Source organism: Tenacibaculum sp. 190524A02b (genome assembly GCF_964036645.1).
Taxonomy (GTDB): Bacteria; Bacteroidota; Bacteroidia; order Flavobacteriales; family Flavobacteriaceae; genus Polaribacter; species Polaribacter vairaonense.
In genome coordinates, this window is the sequence record NZ_OZ038525.1 from 390,704 (window position 1) to 410,394 (window position 19,691).

Sequence of the window (19,691 nt, forward strand, 5' to 3'; positions counted from 1 at the left end):
CATGAACTTAGGATATAGATTAATTAATTTAGGTGTAACTAGCGAGATTTCTGAAACAGAAGAAAAAAAAATTAAAGTATTGAATTTTTGTTGTTCTTTTGGTTTTTTAACAGCTGTATTCTTCTTGATTTTTGACTTATTTTTAAATCAATTAGATTCCTTAAAGCTATATTCTTTTTTATTTCAGGTAGTTGTTTTTATTATTATTTACTTTTTACAATATAAAGAGTGTTATAATATAGCCAGGATAATATTTTTAGGTTTAGTATTTGGGACGTTATTTTATAATTCAAATATAGCTTTTAAAGGGTTTTATGCTGAATATAGCTATATTATATTACCTTTATTAGCACTTTTCTTTTTTGATAATAAAAGATTGCATTATAGTGTGTTGTTAATAGCAATTGTATCTTTTTATATACCTAATATTTATTTAGAAATTTATGAAGAAGAAAATTTTGGGTATTTAAATGTTTTATTTCTTTTTATGGGAACTTTCTTAATTGTGAATTATTTCAAAAAACAAAATAAAAAAAACGAATTCCGATTGAAGTTAGCTTATGTAGAACTAGAAGATAAAAGAAGAAATGAGTTAGCACATTTACAATTAAAGTCATTAAAAGCGCAAATGAATCCTCATTTTATGTTCAATGCAATGAATTCAATTCAAGCATTAATATTAAAAGAAAATAAGCATGAAGCTTATGAATACCTAACTAAGTTTGCTTCATTAATTAGAGAAAACCTAAATATGAGTGAAAAGAGTTTTGTGTACTTTGAAGAAGAGTTATCATTACTTAAAAAATATTTAGAATTAGAGAAGTTACGTTTTCAAAATAACTTTGAGTATAAAATATCTGGAATAGAAAATATTAGAGACATTAAAATACCTTCTATGATTATTCAACCATTTATAGAAAATGCTATAAAACATGGCTTACTTCATAAAACAGATGGTGTTAAAAAAGTAACGATTGAGTTTTATCAAGACGAAGTGTTAAAATGTATTGTAATAGATAATGGAATTGGCATTCAAAAATCAAAAGAAATCAATATACTGAATAATAAAGAAGCTTCTTTCTCAACCAGAGCGATTCATGATAGATTAGGTTTGTTAAAAGATTATTATAAAACAGATATTGGTTTTACTTATGAAAAAGTAAAACAAGGAACAAAAGTTATTATAAAAATACCATATGTAAATTTAGATGAGTAAGATAAAAGCGATTATAGTAGATGACGAATTAAATGCCAGAGAAAACCTACGTTACTTATTAAATGAGTTTTGTAAGGATGTTGAAATTATTTCAGAAGCATCTAATGTAGATGATGCTGTTGCTGAAATCAATAAACATACTCCTAATTTGGTGTTTCTAGATATAGAGATGCCAAGAAAAAATGGATTTCAATTATTAGAAGAATTTACAAGTATTGATTTTCAAATAATATTTGTTACGGCATATGATATGTATGCTATTAAAGCGTTTGAAGTGGCTGCATTGGACTATTTACTAAAGCCTGTAGCTATAGAAAGGTTACAAGCATCAGTTAAAAAAGTAGAAAAAACTATTGAAGATGCGAAAACAACTCAAGCACATTTGGAAGTACTAAAAGAAAACAAAAAGAACCTTCAAAAAATAGCGATTCCCTATAAAACCGATTATGTTATTTTAGATGTTAATGATGTTTTGTGTATAGAAGCAGATAGAATGTATTCTGTAGTATATACTCGAAGTCAGAAAAAGTATATGGTAGCTAAAAAGTTAAGTTATTATGAAAACTTACTATGTAATGAAAAAGAGTTTATAAGGCTTCATAGATCTTGGATTGTTAACCTTAATAAAATAGAAACCTATTCTAAAAAAGAGAAAGAAGTAAAGTTAGAAACAGATTTTAAAGTCCCTGTAAGTAAAAGTTATAAAGAGGGGTTTGAAACACTTTTTTATACCTGATAAGTAGAGAAAATAAAGGTTTACATGTTATTGTATAAGTTAGTAAGTTTTTTAAGTAAAAAGAAAGATACTATTTAAAAATATTATGATACTGTAAAGATGGTGTAATGATTTCTTAATGAGTTGTTTATTTTGTTTTTTGTAGCTCAATTATTGTGTTTGTAAAGCCTATTTTTTCAATAGAGCGTAAGATGTTTTTACCATCTCTATTAGCTACATTATCAATTACTGTAGTTATGTTATTATTTGTTTTTATACTATACTCAGTTGAAGCTCCTGAAAAAAGAACTGTATTAATACCGGTATTACCTGTTATATTATTATCTAGTTCATTAATAGTAATTGTATTGTTATTTACACCTAAAAGAGTTATATCTTTTAAGTATCTAGAATGATGAGTGTATGGCTTTGTAGGGTCAAATTTTAATGAAAAGTTTCCGTTTAAATTAGCATCAATACGAGCATTGTAAGTAAGATACGGGTGGAAAAACTTGTTGTTCATAAGTGTATATCCTAATGGATCTTTTATTGAAATGTCAAATCTTGTTTTACTAATGTATATCCCCCACATTCCATGTGTGTTGCTTTTTTCCCATGCACCCCAAAGGCCATAATAACTATCTATAATAGCAGCTAAATATTCTTGGCTTAAACTATTTTCAGTTTTAAGTTCTTGTATCCAAGAAGAACTGTTTATCCCCCAAAGTTTTTTGGTTAGAGCATTTTTTTGAGCGGCTCTTATTTCAGCTTGAAAATCAGGTGCAGCACCTATAGGTGAAGGGGTTCCATTATAGTCAACACCAATTCCATAATCATGAACAAAGTGTAGAATTTCTTCAAAAGTAGCATCTCTGTGCTCATAGTTTTGGTGCATATACCATGAATGACCTTCTACTTGAATTTCATTTTGGTATAAAGGTTGTCCAGTTACTTTATCACCTATTGGATTGCTCCCATCATCTTGCCCATTTAATAAACATAAAATCGCCTTATTTTCTGCCATTTTATTAGCTATAGAAGATTTATCAGAACCATATTTTGAGTTTTCGTAGTTTTTTAAAAAATGTTGTAAAATACTTCTGCAACGAATAATTTGTTCATCTGTTAATTTATTTTGTGCTACAATATGAATACTACCTCCATTGGGTGAAAGGACTCTAGTATAACGATTAAAATTTTTAGAGTTATATATATTACCTAAACCATTAGGGATATTTGTACTTATTCCAGTATCAGGATTCGTAATGTTACTAGTGTTTTGATTTGATTTTAAATCTGTACTTACGCTACACCCTATAGTTGTTAAAAGGCTAATTATAATACTTATAGAAAAAAGTTGCTTAATCATCTTACTAAAATTTTATTGTTTATGATTTCATAAGTGTAAAAGTATAAGCAAAGTTTTATACTATGTAATTGAATGAGTCCGAGTAATGGTTATTCGGACTTATTTAATTGGTTTTGATATTGTTTAGGAGTAATGCCCTCATTAGCTTTGAATACACTGTAAAATGTTGATTTAGATTGGAATCCGGATTCTTTAGCTAGTCCAAGTAATGATAAACGGTTTGCTTTTTCTGTATGAAGTAGTCGTTTAAACTCTTCTATTCTAAATCGATTAATAAAATGATAAAAGTTCTTTTTGGTATGTATTTTAATTAATTTAGAAAGCTCTTTTTCATTTATTTCAAGCTGCTTTGAAAGATTTACAATCGTAATGTCTTTTTGTAAAAACAATTTATTGTCCTTGATTTTTTTTGTGAAATGATTAAATGTTTCAACAGTTTCTTTATTTTTTTTTGCTAATTCTGGTAATTTTTTTTCGTCAGAGGTTAAAATTGATGTGTTAAAAATTTCAGGTTGAGTAAAACCATTATAACCAATCCAGTAAATCATTATAAAAGTTAGAATTGTTGATACTATTGCAAAGTATTCAGTTACAAATTCAAATTTTAAGCCTATGAGGTCTTCTATAACCCAGAAGGAATGAAAAAATAAATAGATACAAATAATATTTTTTATCCAAGACAAAGTTCTATTTTCTATATTAGAATAAAAATCTTCTAGATTCTTTAAATGTTTTATTAAAATATTAAAAGTGTATAGTAATAGAAATATATTAAATGTAAAGAATAAAAAAAAAGGTATAATATCAGTAAGTTCATCTAAAAGTGGAGTAATTAACAAAATATGCCAGGTTTCATAACGATGATTTAATGTTTTAATGACATATAAAAAAAGTAAAGAAATTGTTATTGATCCACTATATATTATAGATACATCAATTTCTTGTCCATCAATAAAAGATGTAAAAACTTCTGTAGATAATGACCATAAGAATAAACCTAAAAATATATTAGCCTTATTATTTTTTGATTTTGATGTAATAAATAATAAACCTAAGGTAAAAGCAGTAGAAATAGATAATATATCAAATATGCTAACAATTGTTATTTCTATATTCATTTATAAGTTTAATTTTCATTTTTTTAGAATAAATTATAGTTAGTACTTATAGTTTATTCTATTTGTATTGAAGTTATCATTGTGGCATCAATATAATTAAATATTAAAATAATTAAAATTGTTTTATAATTACAGTAACCCTGTAACTCTTTTGGAAAGCTAGTTTTTAAGCTATATTCTTAATTAAAATTATTGTAGAAAGCAAGGTGGATTTCATTCGGAAATTAAAAAGATTCGTCCGGAAATAAATTAGCCCCTTTTCTTTTAAGTTACTTTTTTTTTGAAAACTCAAACTTGAATTTAATAAAAATAAGGAGTAATGGTAAAAAAAATACTTTTAATTTTTTTGTTTGTAGCAAGTGCAGTTAGTGCGCAATTCCCTACAAATAATCTTATAAAACAATATGGCTTTGAAAGTGGTAACCTACTTGTTGATGGTGTAAATGGAGGTACGCTCAATGTATCAGGAACTTCTTATATTGAAGTTAATGATAGATTTAATACTCCACCTACTAGTGCAGTAGATTTAAAAGGAAGCTCATTTAATACAACATATTCAACAGTTAATTCAACAGTTGACACAAGCATCAGTTTTTGGGTAAAATCAAGCACTAATTCATCTGATTCAAAAATAATTTTTGAGAAAAGTTCAAGATCTAATGCTACAAATTCATCAGGGATGTTAGGATATTCAGTAAGATTAGAGAATGGAAAGATAAGAGTACAAAATGGATATCGATTTACTTTTTATAATGGAGCTACTGCTATAGATAATCATTCAATATTATCAAGTAGAGAAATTAATGATGGAGAGTGGCACCATATTGTCATTTCCATATTTAATAGATCAGATAATATTGGAACAAGTAAAGGAGTTGATAATTTTCTTAGAATTTATATAGATGGAGATTTAGATACGAATCATAAAAAAAATAGAAGACCTAATACTTTTTTAAATAAACAGTTAAAAGTAACAAGTGGACATTCTCAAAATACAAGAAAATTCCAAATAGCAAATTTAGATAACGGAACAGCTCCTGCTAATTTTAAATATGAAGATATTATTGACGATGTATTGGTGTATGAACGATTGTTAAATACAACTGAGATAAATAACATAGGCTCATATAATAATTTTTGTAAATCTATTTCAATAGGAATATTATCTGCATCTAATGTAACAGAATCAAGTATTGATGTAAATATTTCTGGAGGGCATAGTATAGATTTGGCATATCATAAAATATCTGAGCAATTTTCTGCAGCAACAATTATAACAAATGCTACAGGTAAAGTAACAATAAGTGGAGGAACATCAGAAACATATAAAGTTTATGTAAGAAGAAATTGTGGAACAGGTAACCTTTCTCCTTGGTCAACATATAAAATTTTTAAAAATCAAGGTGTTCCTACTTATGTAAATGAAAATGCTATTGGAAACAATGATGGTTCTAGTTGGGTAGATGCTTTTACAGATTTAAACAATGCATTAGCTGAAGTATATGAAAATAATTCAATTTGGATAGCTAAAGGAAGATATTTACCAGGAACTTCTGGAAGAACAAAGTCTTTTACAATTTCTAAAAAAGGAATTAAGATATATGGGGGGTTTGTGGGAACGGAAACAGAAGTATCGCAAAGAAATATAAGTGCAAATATAAGTGTTTTATCAGGAGATTTATTAGGCAATGATGATGCAAATATAGCTTTTTCTAATACTACAAGAAATGATAATTCTTATCATGTTATAAAAGTAAATAATGATGATGTGGTTATTGATGGCTTCACTATATCAGGGGCACATGCAAATGGAAGTACATCTGATGATCAATCAGGAGGTGCTATTTTTAAGAGTTTTGCAAAAGTTAATTTAGAAGTAGCAAATTGTATTATAGAAAAGAATGTTTCTATATCAGCAGCCGCAGCAATCTTTTCAAGATTTGAAGAAAGTGGTTCTTTAACAATTAGAAATACAGAGATAAAAAATAATTTATCAAGATATGGAACAGCAATATATAGTTATACCGGAAATAACAAAGTAGCGACTATAAAAATAAGAAATTCTGTATTTAACAGTAATACAGCTAAAGATAATGGAGCTACCAAAGGTCATGCAGGAAGTGCAGGCTGGTTTAGGGCTTATGGAACAGGATCTACAATGAATTGTGATTTAACAAACAACACATATGTGAATAATGTAAACATAGGAACTGTTTCTGGATTGAATAATTTTAATAGATCAGTAGTAGGTATGAGCCGTACCAATGGAGTTTTCAATGGAAATGTAGCCAATTGTATATTCTGGCAAAATACAACAGCCGGAGGTGTATTAGGTAAATCAATAGCGCAAATTAACGCTACTTTAGGGCAGAGCATAACAGTAAAAAACTCAATTGGGAATGACAGTTTTTCAAATTTACCAGGTACAAAGCTTAATACATCCAATTCAGATCCATTATTTACTGATATAGCCAATGAGGATATTTCCTTAACTACAAATTCTCCAGCAAAAGATACTGGTGACAATTCAGCAATGATTGGAGCTTCAGATGTAGCTGGAAACATAAGGGTTCATAATGGTACAGTAGATATGGGAGCCTATGAGTTTGGAGCATCTGTTTATGTAGGAAAAAAATTAACACTTAAAGCTGAAAATGGAAGTATAGTATCAAATCTTATTCCAGTTGATGGAGGGTATACACAGGGAACAAGTGTGATATTAACAGCAACTCCTGCTTCTGGTTATAAATTTGATGGTTGGGATAGTGATGCAAGCGGAACAACAAATCCTTTAACTGTTGTAATGAATGCCGATAAAGTTATTACTGCAAAGTTTAGTAGAATACAATATACATTAACAGTAACGAATCCTAATGGTGCAGTAACAACAAATCCTATGCCTATAAATGGAAAATATAATGAAGGGCAGGTAGTAACTTTAAATGCTATACCAAATACAGGATATCAATTTGATGGTTGGAGTGGAGATATAAGTGATATTACTAATCCAATAAATGTAACAATGGATTCAAATAAAAATATAACCGCTAAATTTAGTGTAATATGTATTGTAAACATACCTGATGCTAATTTTAAAAATGCATTATTAAACCATTCACCAAAAATTGATATAAATAATGATGGGAATATTCAATGTGTTGAAGCTAATATTTTTACTGGAGATTTAAATATACGGGTTAAAAATATTAGTGATTTAACAGGGATAGAAGCTTTTAAAAATATTACAAAGTTTAATTGTGAAAGGAATAGCTTAAGCTCTATAGATCTATCAAGTAATACTGCTTTAGAAGATATTGACTGTTCACAACAGCAAGGTTCATTAACATCTTTAAAACTACCTCAAACAGGAACTTTAAAAAAGTTAAACTGTTTTAATAATGATATAAGCACTTTAGATTTATCAGGAAACCTTAATTTAGAAGATCTAAATTGTGCGGTAAACAAAATAACTTCCTTAAATACAGTGGGTTTGACAAAGTTAACTAAAGTTGGTGCTTCATATAACCAGATAGCAACTCTTGATTTAACTACAAATATAGGTTTAAAAGAATTAGACTTGAATAATAACAAAGTAACAGCTTTAAATCTTTCTTCAAACATAGCTTTAGAGAAACTTCTTTGTAATTCTAATACTATTAGTAGTTTAGATGTGTCTAATAACAATAAATTAGCAATATTAAATTGTCAAAATAGCCAACTAACAAGTATTAACCTAGCTAATGGAACAAATGCTCAGTTTACTTATATGAATGTTAGAACAAATCCTAATTTAAGTTGTATTCAAATTGATGCTGGATTTACACCTACTTCAACATGGTATAAAGATGCTACAGCAAGTTATAGTACAAACTGTAATGTTACTTATTCCCTTACTATTAATGCAATTAACGGTTCAGTAACTGCAAACCCTAGTCAAACAGGAGGAACGTATGCAGATGGAACAAGCGTAACACTAACAGCTACACCAGATGTAGGTTACCAATTTGATGGATGGAGCGGAGATGTAACAGGAAGTACAAATCCTTTAACGATAACCATGGATACAGATAAAACCGTTACGGCTATGTTTAGTAAAATTCAATATGAATTAACCGTAACTAAGGTAGGTAATGGTACTATAGTAGCTTCACCAGTAGGAACAAATGGAATGTATGATGAAGGAACAGTAGTAACTTTAACAGCAACTCCAGATAGTGGATGGCAATTTGATGCATGGTCAGGAGATGTTACAGGTACAACAACAACAACAACAACAATTACAATCACCATGAATGCAAATCAAGCAGTAACAGGAACATTTAGTCAAGTAACAGCAGGAATTGATGATGAAAAGTTATTAAAAGATTTTTCAGTATATCCAAACCCAACGGCTGAGGTATTAAATGTTAAGTTACAAGAAACTGTAAATAATATTACAATTTATACCATTCAAGGTAAAAAAGTAATGCAGTCAAAAGAAAGAGTTATTAATGTTAGTGAACTACCTTCTGGAATTTATTTAATAAAAATTGATGCTAAAAACAATAAAACAGGGTTAACTAAGTTTGTTAAGCAGTAGTGTTGTTTATACGCTATGAAATGTTAAAAATTTCGTAGAGTTTTAGTATAAATATGTTTATAAACAAAAAAGTCAAAGTTATATTTTACAGCTTTGACTTTTTTGTTATGCATATGTATCCAAAAAAGAGGTTACATTCCGGATTGTACTAGTGATTATTATATTTTGAAATAACAGATATTTTACAAGTAAAATATATCTGTGTTTTTTTGATAAAATGAAATTTTAATATTATTACTTTATAAGAGGCTTTCTCTGAGCCTCAAAACTTAACACTGCTAACTATATTTAACTAAAATAAAAAGAGAATATTAAGTGGATTTATTAAAATAAAAGTGCATTCGGAAAATAAAAAAGTGCATTCGGAAGTAAAATAAGTACTATCAGGAAGCATTCTGCTTTTTTTGTCGTAAGAAAACAAAATCTTAAAAGTAAATCGGAATGTCATGATTAAAAAACTATTCTTTTTATGTTTATTAGTTACTAGCGTAACACATGCGCAGATTCCCACCACGGGCTTGCAAGCCATGTATGAATTTACAGGTGGTAGTTATACTGATGCAGCAAACGGAAACAATTTAACACAAACAGGAACTGCATTAACTACAGTTAATGATAGATTTGCAGCAGCAAACAATGCTGTAAGTTTAAATGGAGACCATTTAACAAGAACTAATATTAATTTTACGGATTTAACACTTAGTTTTTGGATAAGAACATCAACCAATGATAATAATGTAAGAACTATTATAGATGATAGTGGTAGAAGCTCAGCAAGCTTTGCGCATTTAGAGTATGGTTTGTATGTGTATTTAAGAAATGGTAAAATAGGTATTTCAGGTAAATACTCTAGAACCAATACATTTAACAATCAAATTTCTAACGCTTCATTTGGTCAACTATCTAATACATTTGTAGCTGATGGTAATTGGCACCATATTGTAGTTAGTTTAGATCAAAATCATACAATTTCTTCACATTCTAATACATCTTCTGTATTTCGTCATAACACAAAAATATATGTAGATAATGGAACACCAGATGCTAATAATAGTACAGAATATGGAAGGTCATTATTTGCAAGTGTAAATACAAACGGAAATGTAACTATTGCTAATAATCGTTCAGGTAATTTAGCAGCTGTAAATAAATATCAAGATGAAATAGATGATGTTTTTATCTATAGTAGAGTACTAAATCCAACAGAAGTAGGGCAATTAGGTGTTATAAATAACTTTTGTTTTGTACCGTCTTCTTCAATCATTTCTACAAGTAATATAACCACAACAGAAGCTACAGTAGCTATATCAGAAACAGGAACTTTTGATGTTGCTTATCATAAAACAAGTGAGGCTTTTGCGTCTGCTACTATTGTTACAGGAGTTACTTCTGGAAGTTCAGTTTTAACAGGTCTAGAAGAATTTACAGAGTATCAAGTATACGTTAGAGAACAGTGTACTTCACAAACAACAGGCTGGTCTCAACCAGATAGCTTTACAACAAATAGAAACATAGGACGAATTTATGTAAACCATGCAGCCACGGGAAGTAATAATGGGGTTTCATGGGCAAATGCATATACTTCATTAGCAGAAGCCTTTACTAATGTGCAAGCTAATGAAGAAATTTGGGTTGCTCAAGGAACCTATATTCCTCATGCTTCAGATAGAACAAAGTCTTTTACTTTTGGAGTAGCGGGCATAAAGTTATATGGAGGATTTATTGGTACTGAAACTAATATTTCACAGAGAGATGTTAAAGCTAATGAAACAATTCTTTCAGGTGACTTATCAGCGAATGATGATGCAAATTTAGCATTCTCTAACTCAACAAGAAATGATAACTCTTACCATGTAGTTTATGTGAATGCAAACAACTCATTACTGGATGGTTTTACTATCTCTGATGCACATACAAACGGAAATACTTCTGAATTACAGCATGGAGGAGGTGTTTTTTATGGAGCAGCCAGAGATCAAGAAGTAAGAAACTGTACCTTTAAAAATAATGTAGTAACTTCAGGAGGAGCAGCAATAGTTATTGGAATAAATGGAAATAATGGATATACTAAAATATATAATTCAATTTTTCATGATAACTTAGCTCGTCATGCAACTTCTATATATTATATCACACAAACTTCAAATATAGCAAATGCAGAGGTTTCAAGTTGTTTATTTTATAATAATAAAGCACAAAACAATGGTAGTTCTTTAGGGTTTGCAGCCAGTGGAGGATGGTTTAGAGCAAATGCAGCAGGTTCAAGAGTAAATGTAGAATTAGTAAATAATACTTATGTTAATAACGAAGACACTGGTACTTCAAGTAGTTTAAATAACTTTACTAGAGCAACCGTAGGTATTGGTTACGGAAGTAGCGGACAGATAACAGCAAACGTAGCAAACAATATATTTTGGAATAATACTACAGTTGGAGGAGCAAGTGCGAAGGCAATTACAGGAATCCATACCACATTAGGACAAAATATAACCGTTAAAAACTCAATTTCACCAGATAGCTTTTCAACCATTCCAAGCGGAAGTGTATCTAATGTTTTAAATGCCGATCCACAATTTACAAACGCAGCTAGTAATGACTTTTCTTTACAAGCAACTTCTACTGCAATAGATGCTGGAGATAACAATAGCTTACCTTTTTCAGTAGGTTATGATGTCGCTGGAAATCCAAGACTTTATAATGGAACAGTAGATATGGGAGCCTTTGAACAAGTATGTGCTAGTAATTGTTATACCTTAACTATAAATACAGTTGGAGAAGGATCAGTAACCAATAATGGTAATTCTATAAGCGCAGTATCTGTATTTAATCAAAATGAAGTGTTAAGTTTAGAAGCGACAGCAGATTTGGCGTATAGCTTTCAAGGATGGAGTGGAGATGCTACTGGAACTACAAATCCTTTAGCTTTAACTATGGATGCTGATAAAACAATAACAGTTACTTTTGCTAATGGCCCTATTTATGTAGATAAAGATGCTACAGGAAATAATGATGGGACTTCATGGGTAAATGCTTTTACAGATTTAAAAGCTGCTTTAAATGTGGCAAACTCAAATTCTAGTATAACATCGGTATGGGTTGCAGAAGGTCGTTATACACCAGCAGCAAGTGGTAGGTCTAGTACATTTAGTATAAACAGAGAAAACTTAGAAGTTTATGGAGGTTTTGATGGTACAGAAACACTGCTATCACAAAGAGATGTTATAAATCATCCTACTATTTTATCTGGAGATTTAAGTAATAATGATACGGCTATTGCTATGACACATCCTACCCGTAATGATAATGCTTATAATGTAGTAAAATTAAATGCCAATAACATAACATTAGATGGGTTAACTATTAGAGATGGGCATGCCAATAATGCAGCTAATAATAAAACCAATGTAGGAGCAGGGGTTTTAGTATCTGAAACAATTAATGGCTTTAATTTAAAAAACTGTACCATAGCTAGAAATATGACTAGAGCTGGTGGGGCAGTAATGTCTTATTTTAATGCAGATGCAGTTGCAAATATAGAAAACTGTCATTTTGATAATAATAGATCAAGATATGGAAGTGGTTTATACTTATTAGTAAATAATAACAGAACAGTTACTTTGAACATAACAAATAGTTTATTTACAAACAACCGCTCTGAAAAGTTTACAAATACAGAGTTAGGTTTTTCTGGAAGTGCAGTTTGGGCAAGAGCTAATGGAACAGCAGCTAACTTAACAACTACTATAACTAACTGTACGTTTGCTAAAAATGTAGATATTGGTACACAAGCAAGTACTCAAAGAGGTGCTTTGTCATTAAGTAGAAGAACGGATGGTAACAGTACCCATAATGTTACAATTAGTAACAGTATTATTTACAATAATACAGGAGCAGGAGGAGCTACAACACATGATGTAAATAGAGCTCATGTTAGTTTGCCTAACCAAGTTTTAGTGAATAACTCAATAGGAGCATTAAACTTCTCTTTAATTCCATCAGGAAATTTAACAAATACATCCAATACAGATCCATTATTTAAAGATGTAGCTAATAACGATTTTACATTACAACCTAGTTCCCCTGCTGTAAATGCTGGAGATAATAGTAAAATCCCTTCAGGAATAACTAAAGATTTACAAGGGAACAATCGTATTCTTGATGCAACTGTAGATATGGGAGCTTATGAAACAGTGGTAATTCCACGTACCTTAACGCTAAATGCAACCAATGGAAGTATAAGTACCAATCCAAACCCAACCAATGGAACTTATTTTGAAGGCACAAGTGTGGTGTTAACCGCTACACCAGATGCAGGCTACCAATTTGATGGATGGAGCGGAGATGCAACAGGAAGCACAAATCCATTAACGATAACCATGGATGCAGACAAAACAGTAACGGCTACATTTAGTAAAATCCAACGCACTTTAACTGTAAATGCAACCAATGGAAGTGTAAGTACCAATCCAAACCCAACAAACGGGACGTATGATGATGGAACAAGTGTAGTGCTAACTGCAACACCAGATGCGGGTTACCAATTTGATGGCTGGAGCGGAGATGCAACAGGCAATACGAATCCATTAACGATAACCATGGATGCAGACAAAACAGTAACGGCTACATTTAGTAAAATCCAACGTACTTTAACTGTAAACGCAACTAATGGAAGTGTAAGTACCAACCCAAACCCAACAAACGGGACGTATGATGATGGAACAAGTGTAGTATTAACAGCAATACCAAATGCAGGTTACCAATTTGATGGCTGGAGTGGAGATGCAACAGGTAATACAAATCCATTAACAATAACGATGGATGCAGACAAAACAGTAACGGCTACATTTAGTAAAATCCAACGTACTTTAACTGTAAACGCAACTAATGGAAGTGTAAGTACTAATCCAAACCCAACAAACGGGACATATGATGATGGAACAAGTGTAGTATTAACAGCAACACCAGATGCAGGTTATCAATTTGATGGCTGGAGTGGAGATGCAACAGGTAATACGAATCCATTAACAATAACCATGGATGCTGATAAAAATATTACAGCTATGTTCAGTAAAATCCAACGCACTTTAACTGTAAATGCAACTAATGGAAGTGTAAGTACCAATCCTAACCCAACAAACGGGACGTATGATGATGGAACAAGTGTGGTATTAACAGCAACACCAGATGCAGGTTATCAATTTGATGGCTGGAGTGGAGATGCAACAGGCAATACGAATCCATTAACAATAACCATGGATGCTGATAAAAATATTACAGCTATGTTCAGTAAAATCCAACGTACTTTAACTGTAAATGCAACTAATGGAAGTGTAAGTACCAATCCTAACCCAACAAACGGGACGTATGATGACGGAACAAGTGTAGTATTAACAGCAACACCAGATGCAGGTTACCAATTTGATGGCTGGAGTGGAGATGCAACAGGTAATACAAATCCATTAACAATAACGATGGATGCAGACAAAACAGTAACGGCTACATTTAGTAAAATCCAACGTACTTTAACTGTAAATGCAACTAATGGAAGTGTAAGTACCAATCCTACCCCAACAAACGGGACGTATGATGACGGAACAAGTGTAGTATTAACAGCAACACCAGATGCAGGTTACCAATTTGATGGCTGGAGTGGAGATGCAACAGGTAATACAAATCCATTAACAATAACGATGGATGCAGACAAAACAGTAACGGCTACATTTAGTAAAATCCAACGTACTTTAACTGTAAATGCAACTAATGGAAGTGTAAGTACCAATCCTAACCCAACAAATGGGACGTATGATGACGGAACAAGTGTAGTATTAACAGCAACACCAGATGCAGGTTACCAATTTGATGGCTGGAGTGGAGATGCAACAGGTAATACAAATCCATTAACAATAACGATGGATGCAGACAAAACAGTAACGGCTACATTTAGTAAAATCCAACGTACTTTAACTGTAAACGCAACTAATGGAAGTGTAAGTACTAATCCAAACCCAACAAACGGGACATATGATGATGGAACAAGTGTAGTATTAACAGCAACACCAGATGCAGGTTATCAATTTGATGGCTGGAGTGGAGATGCAACAGGCAATACGAATCCATTAACAATAACCATGGATGCTGATAAAAATATTACAGCTATGTTCAGTAAAATTCAATATGAATTGACTATTGTAAAGGTAGGAAATGGTAGTATAGTAGCGTCGCCAAGCGGAACTAATGGAATGTATGATGAAGGAACAGTAGTAACTTTAACAGCAACTCCAGATAGTGGATGGCAATTTGATGCATGGTCAGGAGATGTTACAGGTACAACAACAACAATTACAATTACCATGGGTGCAAATCAAACAGTAACAGGAACATTTAGCCAAGTAACAGCAGGAATTGATGATGAAAAGTTATTAAAAGATTTTTCAGTATATCCAAACCCAACGGCTGAGGTATTAAATGTTAAGTTACAAGAAACTGTAAATAATATTACAATTTATACCATTCAAGGTAAAAAAGTAATGCAGTCAAAAGAAAGAGTTATTAATGTTAGTGAACTACCTTCTGGAATTTATTTAATAAAAATTGATGCTAAAAACAATAAAACAGGGTTAACTAAGTTTGTTAAGCAGTAGTGTTGTTTATACGCTATGAAATGTTAAAAATTTCGTAGAGTTTTAGTATAAATATTTTTATAAGCAATTAAGTCAAAGCTATATTTTATAGCTTTGACTTTTTTACTTTATAATATGAAGGTTTATCAAAAAGAGGTCATACTTACCGAATATACAAGAGGATATCATTTAATTACAGACGTGTTAGTTAAGGCTATACCAGAAATAACTACCATAAATATGGGGCAATTTCAAGCATTTATAAAACATACATCGGCTAGTTTAACAATTAATGAAAATGCGGATCCAACAGTGAGGGTGGATTTTGAAACACATATAAATAAAATGATTCCAGAAAACATGCCCTATTATAAGCATGATTATGAGGGAGCTGATGACATGCCAGCACATATCAAATCTTCAATGTTAGGATGTCAAGTACAAATACCTATTACAAAAGGAAAATTAAATCTAGGTACTTGGCAAGGGATTTATTTAGGTGAACACAGAAATTATGGAGGAAGAAGAAAAATAATAGTTACTATAATCGGAGTATAAAGCTTTTAAAAAGTAAAAAAATACGTTTTTTATTTTTTTCTTAAAAAGAAGAGAATTCGGTGTTTTTTATAGCTCTTAAATAGAATATATGAAAATATTTTTGCTTATAAAACAATTTTTTGTGTTAATATTTTGTGGTTTTGGTGTTTTTTTGTGATTAAAAATAGAAATTAGTTTGTTTTTTAACATTTTTAAAAATTGACGAATATGAAAAAATGTTTTTACTAACTTTACTGTAATTAAACCCTTCAAAACCAAACTAATGAAACAAATTTATTTGTTAGTGGCATTATTCTTAATGTCACAAGTAGGTTTTGCGCAAAGCAAAAACCTAAAAGACCACAGTACAATCCAACAACATTTTAATCAGTTAAAACAAGGAGCAAAACCTTCCTCTTTGGACTATACTGAATGGAAAGTAACAAGTTCGGCGTCATCGCTGAAAAAAGGATTAGTTCATTATTATTTAACACAGTATTATAAAGGAATACCTATTGTAAATGGTACCTATAATATGTCTGTATTAAATAGTAAGGTAAACTATGCTAATAATCAGTTTGTAACAGATATCAAATCTAAATTAGTAGGAGCTAAAGCAGCATCTATTTCTGAAGTAGAAGCTGTTAATTCGGTAATTAAAGCGCATAGATTACCTTCTGCCGCTAGACTGGTAAAAACAATGAAAAGAAAAAATGGCGACGAGGTATTAGAGTTCAGAAATTCAGGAATTACAGCTGATAATGAACCTATCGTTGTTAAAAAAGCGTATGTTTTACATGACAATAAATTAAAATTATGTTGGAATGTAAACTTATATGAAAAAGGAGGAGAAAACTGGTGGAATAGCTATGTAGATGCTACTACTAGTAAAATTATTAAGGAAGATAACTGGGTAATTAAGTGTAAGTTTGATGCACACGGACACAAAAATCACACAACCCATGATGTAAAAACGTACTTTGGAACTAGAAGTAAAAGCTTAACACCTTATTTAAAAGAACAAAGTATGTTAGCTCCAGACTCATATAATGTATATCCAATGCCATTAATGAGTCCAGATGAAGGAGGTAGAAGTATTATAACAAATCCAGCTAATGCAACAGCTTCTCCATATGGATGGCATGATACCAATGGTAGTGCTGGTGCTGAACATACTAATACTAGAGGGAATAATGTATGGGCACAAGAAGATACTAATGGGAATAATGGTACAGGAGCTTCGCCAGATGGAGGAAGTGGATTAGATTTTAACTTCCCAGTAAACTTAAATCAAGCACCAAGTACATATCAAGATGCGGTAACAACAAACTTATTCTATTGGAATAATATTATGCATGATGTATGGTATCAGTACGGATTTGATGAAGCTTCAGGAAATTTCCAAGAAAATAATTATGGAAAAGGAGGTTCTGGTAGTGATTCTGTAAATGCAGATGCACAAGACGGTAGTGGAACTAACAATGCAAACTTTGCAACACCACCAGATGGAAGCAATCCAAGAATGCAAATGTTTTTATGGAATAGAACAACACCAGGAAGAGATGGTTCTTTTGATAATGGAATTATTGCACATGAATATGGACATGGAATTTCTATTCGTTTAGTAGGTGGTAGAAACTCAAATGTTCTTGGAGGTGGAGAGCAAATGGGAGAAGGATGGTCTGACTGGTTTGGACTAATGCTAACTATGAAGGCAGGAGATAAAGGAACAGATAGAAGAGGAGTAGGAACTTATGTTTTAGGACAAGGAAACGATGGACAAGGGATTAGACCAACTGTGTATTCTACTGATAGATCACAAAACGATACAGATTATGCAGATATCAATAACTTAAGAGTACCTCATGGAGTAGGGTATGGTTTTGCTACTATTTTGTGGGATATGACTTGGTTATTGGTAGATCAAGAAGGTTTTGATCCTAATTTTTACACAGGAACTGGTGGTAATAATATTGCAATGGCCTTAGTAATTGAAGGGTTGAAAAATACAGCTAGTAATCCAGGTTTTGTTTCTGGTCGTGATGCAATATTACAAGCAGATCAAGATTTGTACAATGGCAAGTACAAGTGCTTAATTTGGAAAGCATTTGCTGAAAGAGGTGTAGGAGAAGGAGCTAATGAGAATACAAATGGAGGCTTTAACTCTAATACTGATCAAACGGTATCATTTACCAATCCATGTGACGGAGGTAACCCAGATCCAGGGGCGTGTTCGGGAGATGTAACTTCTTTTCCATTTAATGAAAGCTTTGAAGCTGGATTAGGACAATGGAAAGATGCAACTACTGGAGATGATATAAACTTTACAAGAAACTCAGGAGGAACTCCTTCAAATAGTACAGGGCCTAGTGCAGCATCAGATGGTACGTATTATTTATATGTAGAAGCATCTGGTAATGGAACAGGTTATCCAAATAAAAGAGCCATTTTAAACTCACCATGTTTAAACTTTAGCTCATTAACTAAGCCTAACTTAGCCTTCCAGTATCATATGTATGGTAGTGCCATTGCTACCTTAACCGTAGAAGCTAGAAAAGATAATACAGGAACTTGGACATCTGTATTTAGTCAGTCAGGAGATCAAGGAAATAGTTGGAAAACAGCAAATGTAGATTTAACAGCTTATGCAGGAGAAGCTAGTGTACAGTTACGTTTTAACGTGGTTACTGGATCAGGAACTAGCGGATGGCAAAGTGATATTGCTATTGATGCAGTTGCCATTGCACAAGGAGATGGAGGAGGAGATCCAGATCCAACTTGTGAAGCTATTAATTTTAATGATTTCACAATCACATCATTCTCTAATCAAGATAGTGCAGGTGATTATTCAATTGGAAACTCAGGAGCTTCTTTAGCATTAACTAATAATACATGGAAGTATATCGCAATGAATTATACAGTTACAACAAATACAGTAATTGAATTCGAATTTAGTAGTACTTCTGAAGGAGAAATTCATGCTGTAGGATTTGAAAATGATAACTCATTAACATCTAGTAGATACTTTAAAGTGTATGGTACCCAAAACTATGGAGTTACTAATTTTGATGATTATGTAAGTGGAACCAAAAAGTATGTGATTCCTGTTGGAAGTTCTTATACAGGAGCAATGGACAGATTGGTATTTATTAACGATAATGATGCAGGTTCAGGAAACAATTCTACCTTCTCAAACGTTAAAATTTATGAGGGATCTTGCGGATCATCTGTAGTTGCTGTTAACGATTTTGATACTCGTGTAGATGTATTAGGAACACAAGATGAAGATATCTTTACGTCAATTCAATTAGCACCAAATCCAGTGAAGAAAGGTTACCAACTAAATATTATTGGACCTAATAATAGTATGTCTGGAGCATCATATAAAGTAATTAATATGTTAGGGCAAGTATTGGAACAAGGAAAATTGACCAAGAAAATAATTAATGTAGACAAGTTAAATTCAGGAGTATATATATTAAATATTGAAAATGAATTTACTAAAACAAATAAACGATTTATTATTGAATAGGTAAT

The 19,691-nt window shown here is 31.4% G+C and carries 8 protein-coding genes; 6 read left to right on the forward strand and 2 right to left on the reverse strand.

Annotation, left to right across the window (positions count from 1 at the left end):
• Position 1: 1 nt before the first annotated feature.
• Both ABNT65_RS01600 and ABNT65_RS01605 read left to right on the forward strand, forming a co-directional pair.
• Complete coding sequence (locus ABNT65_RS01600; RefSeq protein ID WP_348705961.1) at positions 2 to 1,216, forward strand: sensor histidine kinase; 1,215 nt, start codon at positions 2 to 4, stop codon at positions 1,214 to 1,216.
• On the forward strand, positions 1,209 to 1,952 hold the full coding sequence (locus tag ABNT65_RS01605) for a LytTR family DNA-binding domain-containing protein (protein WP_348705962.1): 744 nt from the start codon (positions 1,209 to 1,211) through the stop codon (positions 1,950 to 1,952). The genes ABNT65_RS01600 and ABNT65_RS01605 overlap by 8 nt, the downstream gene beginning before the upstream one ends.
• Before the next feature lie 127 nt (positions 1,953 to 2,079).
• Here the strand turns inward: ABNT65_RS01605 and ABNT65_RS01610 are convergent, their stop codons facing one another.
• Positions 2,080 to 3,300 (reverse strand): hypothetical protein, encoded by a 1,221-nt coding sequence (locus ABNT65_RS01610; protein ID WP_348705964.1) that lies wholly within the window; start codon positions 3,298 to 3,300, stop codon positions 2,080 to 2,082.
• 89 nt (positions 3,301 to 3,389) lie between these two features.
• On the reverse strand, positions 3,390 to 4,418 hold the full coding sequence (locus ABNT65_RS01615; RefSeq protein WP_348746979.1) for a helix-turn-helix domain-containing protein: 1,029 nt from the start codon (positions 4,416 to 4,418) through the stop codon (positions 3,390 to 3,392).
• Between the two features lie 319 nt (positions 4,419 to 4,737).
• On the opposite strand from ABNT65_RS01615, the gene ABNT65_RS01620 reads away from it, so the two are divergent.
• The 4 genes from ABNT65_RS01620 (at position 4,738) to ABNT65_RS01635 (ending at position 19,686) form a co-directional block, all read left to right on the forward strand.
• On the forward strand, positions 4,738 to 8,997 hold the full coding sequence (locus ABNT65_RS01620) for an InlB B-repeat-containing protein (protein ID WP_348746980.1): 4,260 nt from the start codon (positions 4,738 to 4,740) through the stop codon (positions 8,995 to 8,997).
• 446 nt (positions 8,998 to 9,443) lie between these two features.
• Positions 9,444 to 15,638 (forward strand): InlB B-repeat-containing protein, encoded by a 6,195-nt coding sequence (locus ABNT65_RS01625; RefSeq protein WP_348746981.1) that lies wholly within the window; start codon positions 9,444 to 9,446, stop codon positions 15,636 to 15,638.
• Between the two features lie 114 nt (positions 15,639 to 15,752).
• Complete coding sequence (locus tag ABNT65_RS01630) at positions 15,753 to 16,175, forward strand: secondary thiamine-phosphate synthase enzyme YjbQ (RefSeq protein ID WP_348736878.1); 423 nt, start codon at positions 15,753 to 15,755, stop codon at positions 16,173 to 16,175.
• 262 nt (positions 16,176 to 16,437) lie between these two features.
• Entirely contained in the window at positions 16,438 to 19,686 is a 3,249-nt protein-coding gene (locus ABNT65_RS01635) for a M36 family metallopeptidase (protein WP_348736880.1), read from the forward strand.
• Positions 19,687 to 19,691 lie beyond the last annotated feature (5 nt).

What these genes read in the sequence shown, in the direction of transcription:
- ABNT65_RS01615 (WP_348746979.1), bottom strand. Translation starts at nt 4,418, where the DNA reads ATGAATATAGAAATAACAATTGTTAGCATATTTGATATATTATCTATT.
- ABNT65_RS01630 (WP_348736878.1), top strand. Translation starts at nt 15,753, where the DNA reads ATGAAGGTTTATCAAAAAGAGGTCATACTTACCGAATATACAAGAGGA.
- ABNT65_RS01600 (WP_348705961.1), top strand. Translation starts at nt 2, where the DNA reads ATGAACTTAGGATATAGATTAATTAATTTAGGTGTAACTAGCGAGATT.
- ABNT65_RS01625 (WP_348746981.1), top strand. Translation starts at nt 9,444, where the DNA reads ATGATTAAAAAACTATTCTTTTTATGTTTATTAGTTACTAGCGTAACA.
- ABNT65_RS01635 (WP_348736880.1), top strand. Translation starts at nt 16,438, where the DNA reads ATGAAACAAATTTATTTGTTAGTGGCATTATTCTTAATGTCACAAGTA.
- ABNT65_RS01610 (WP_348705964.1), bottom strand. Translation starts at nt 3,300, where the DNA reads ATGATTAAGCAACTTTTTTCTATAAGTATTATAATTAGCCTTTTAACA.
- ABNT65_RS01605 (WP_348705962.1), top strand. Translation starts at nt 1,209, where the DNA reads ATGAGTAAGATAAAAGCGATTATAGTAGATGACGAATTAAATGCCAGA.
- ABNT65_RS01620 (WP_348746980.1), top strand. Translation starts at nt 4,738, where the DNA reads ATGGTAAAAAAAATACTTTTAATTTTTTTGTTTGTAGCAAGTGCAGTT.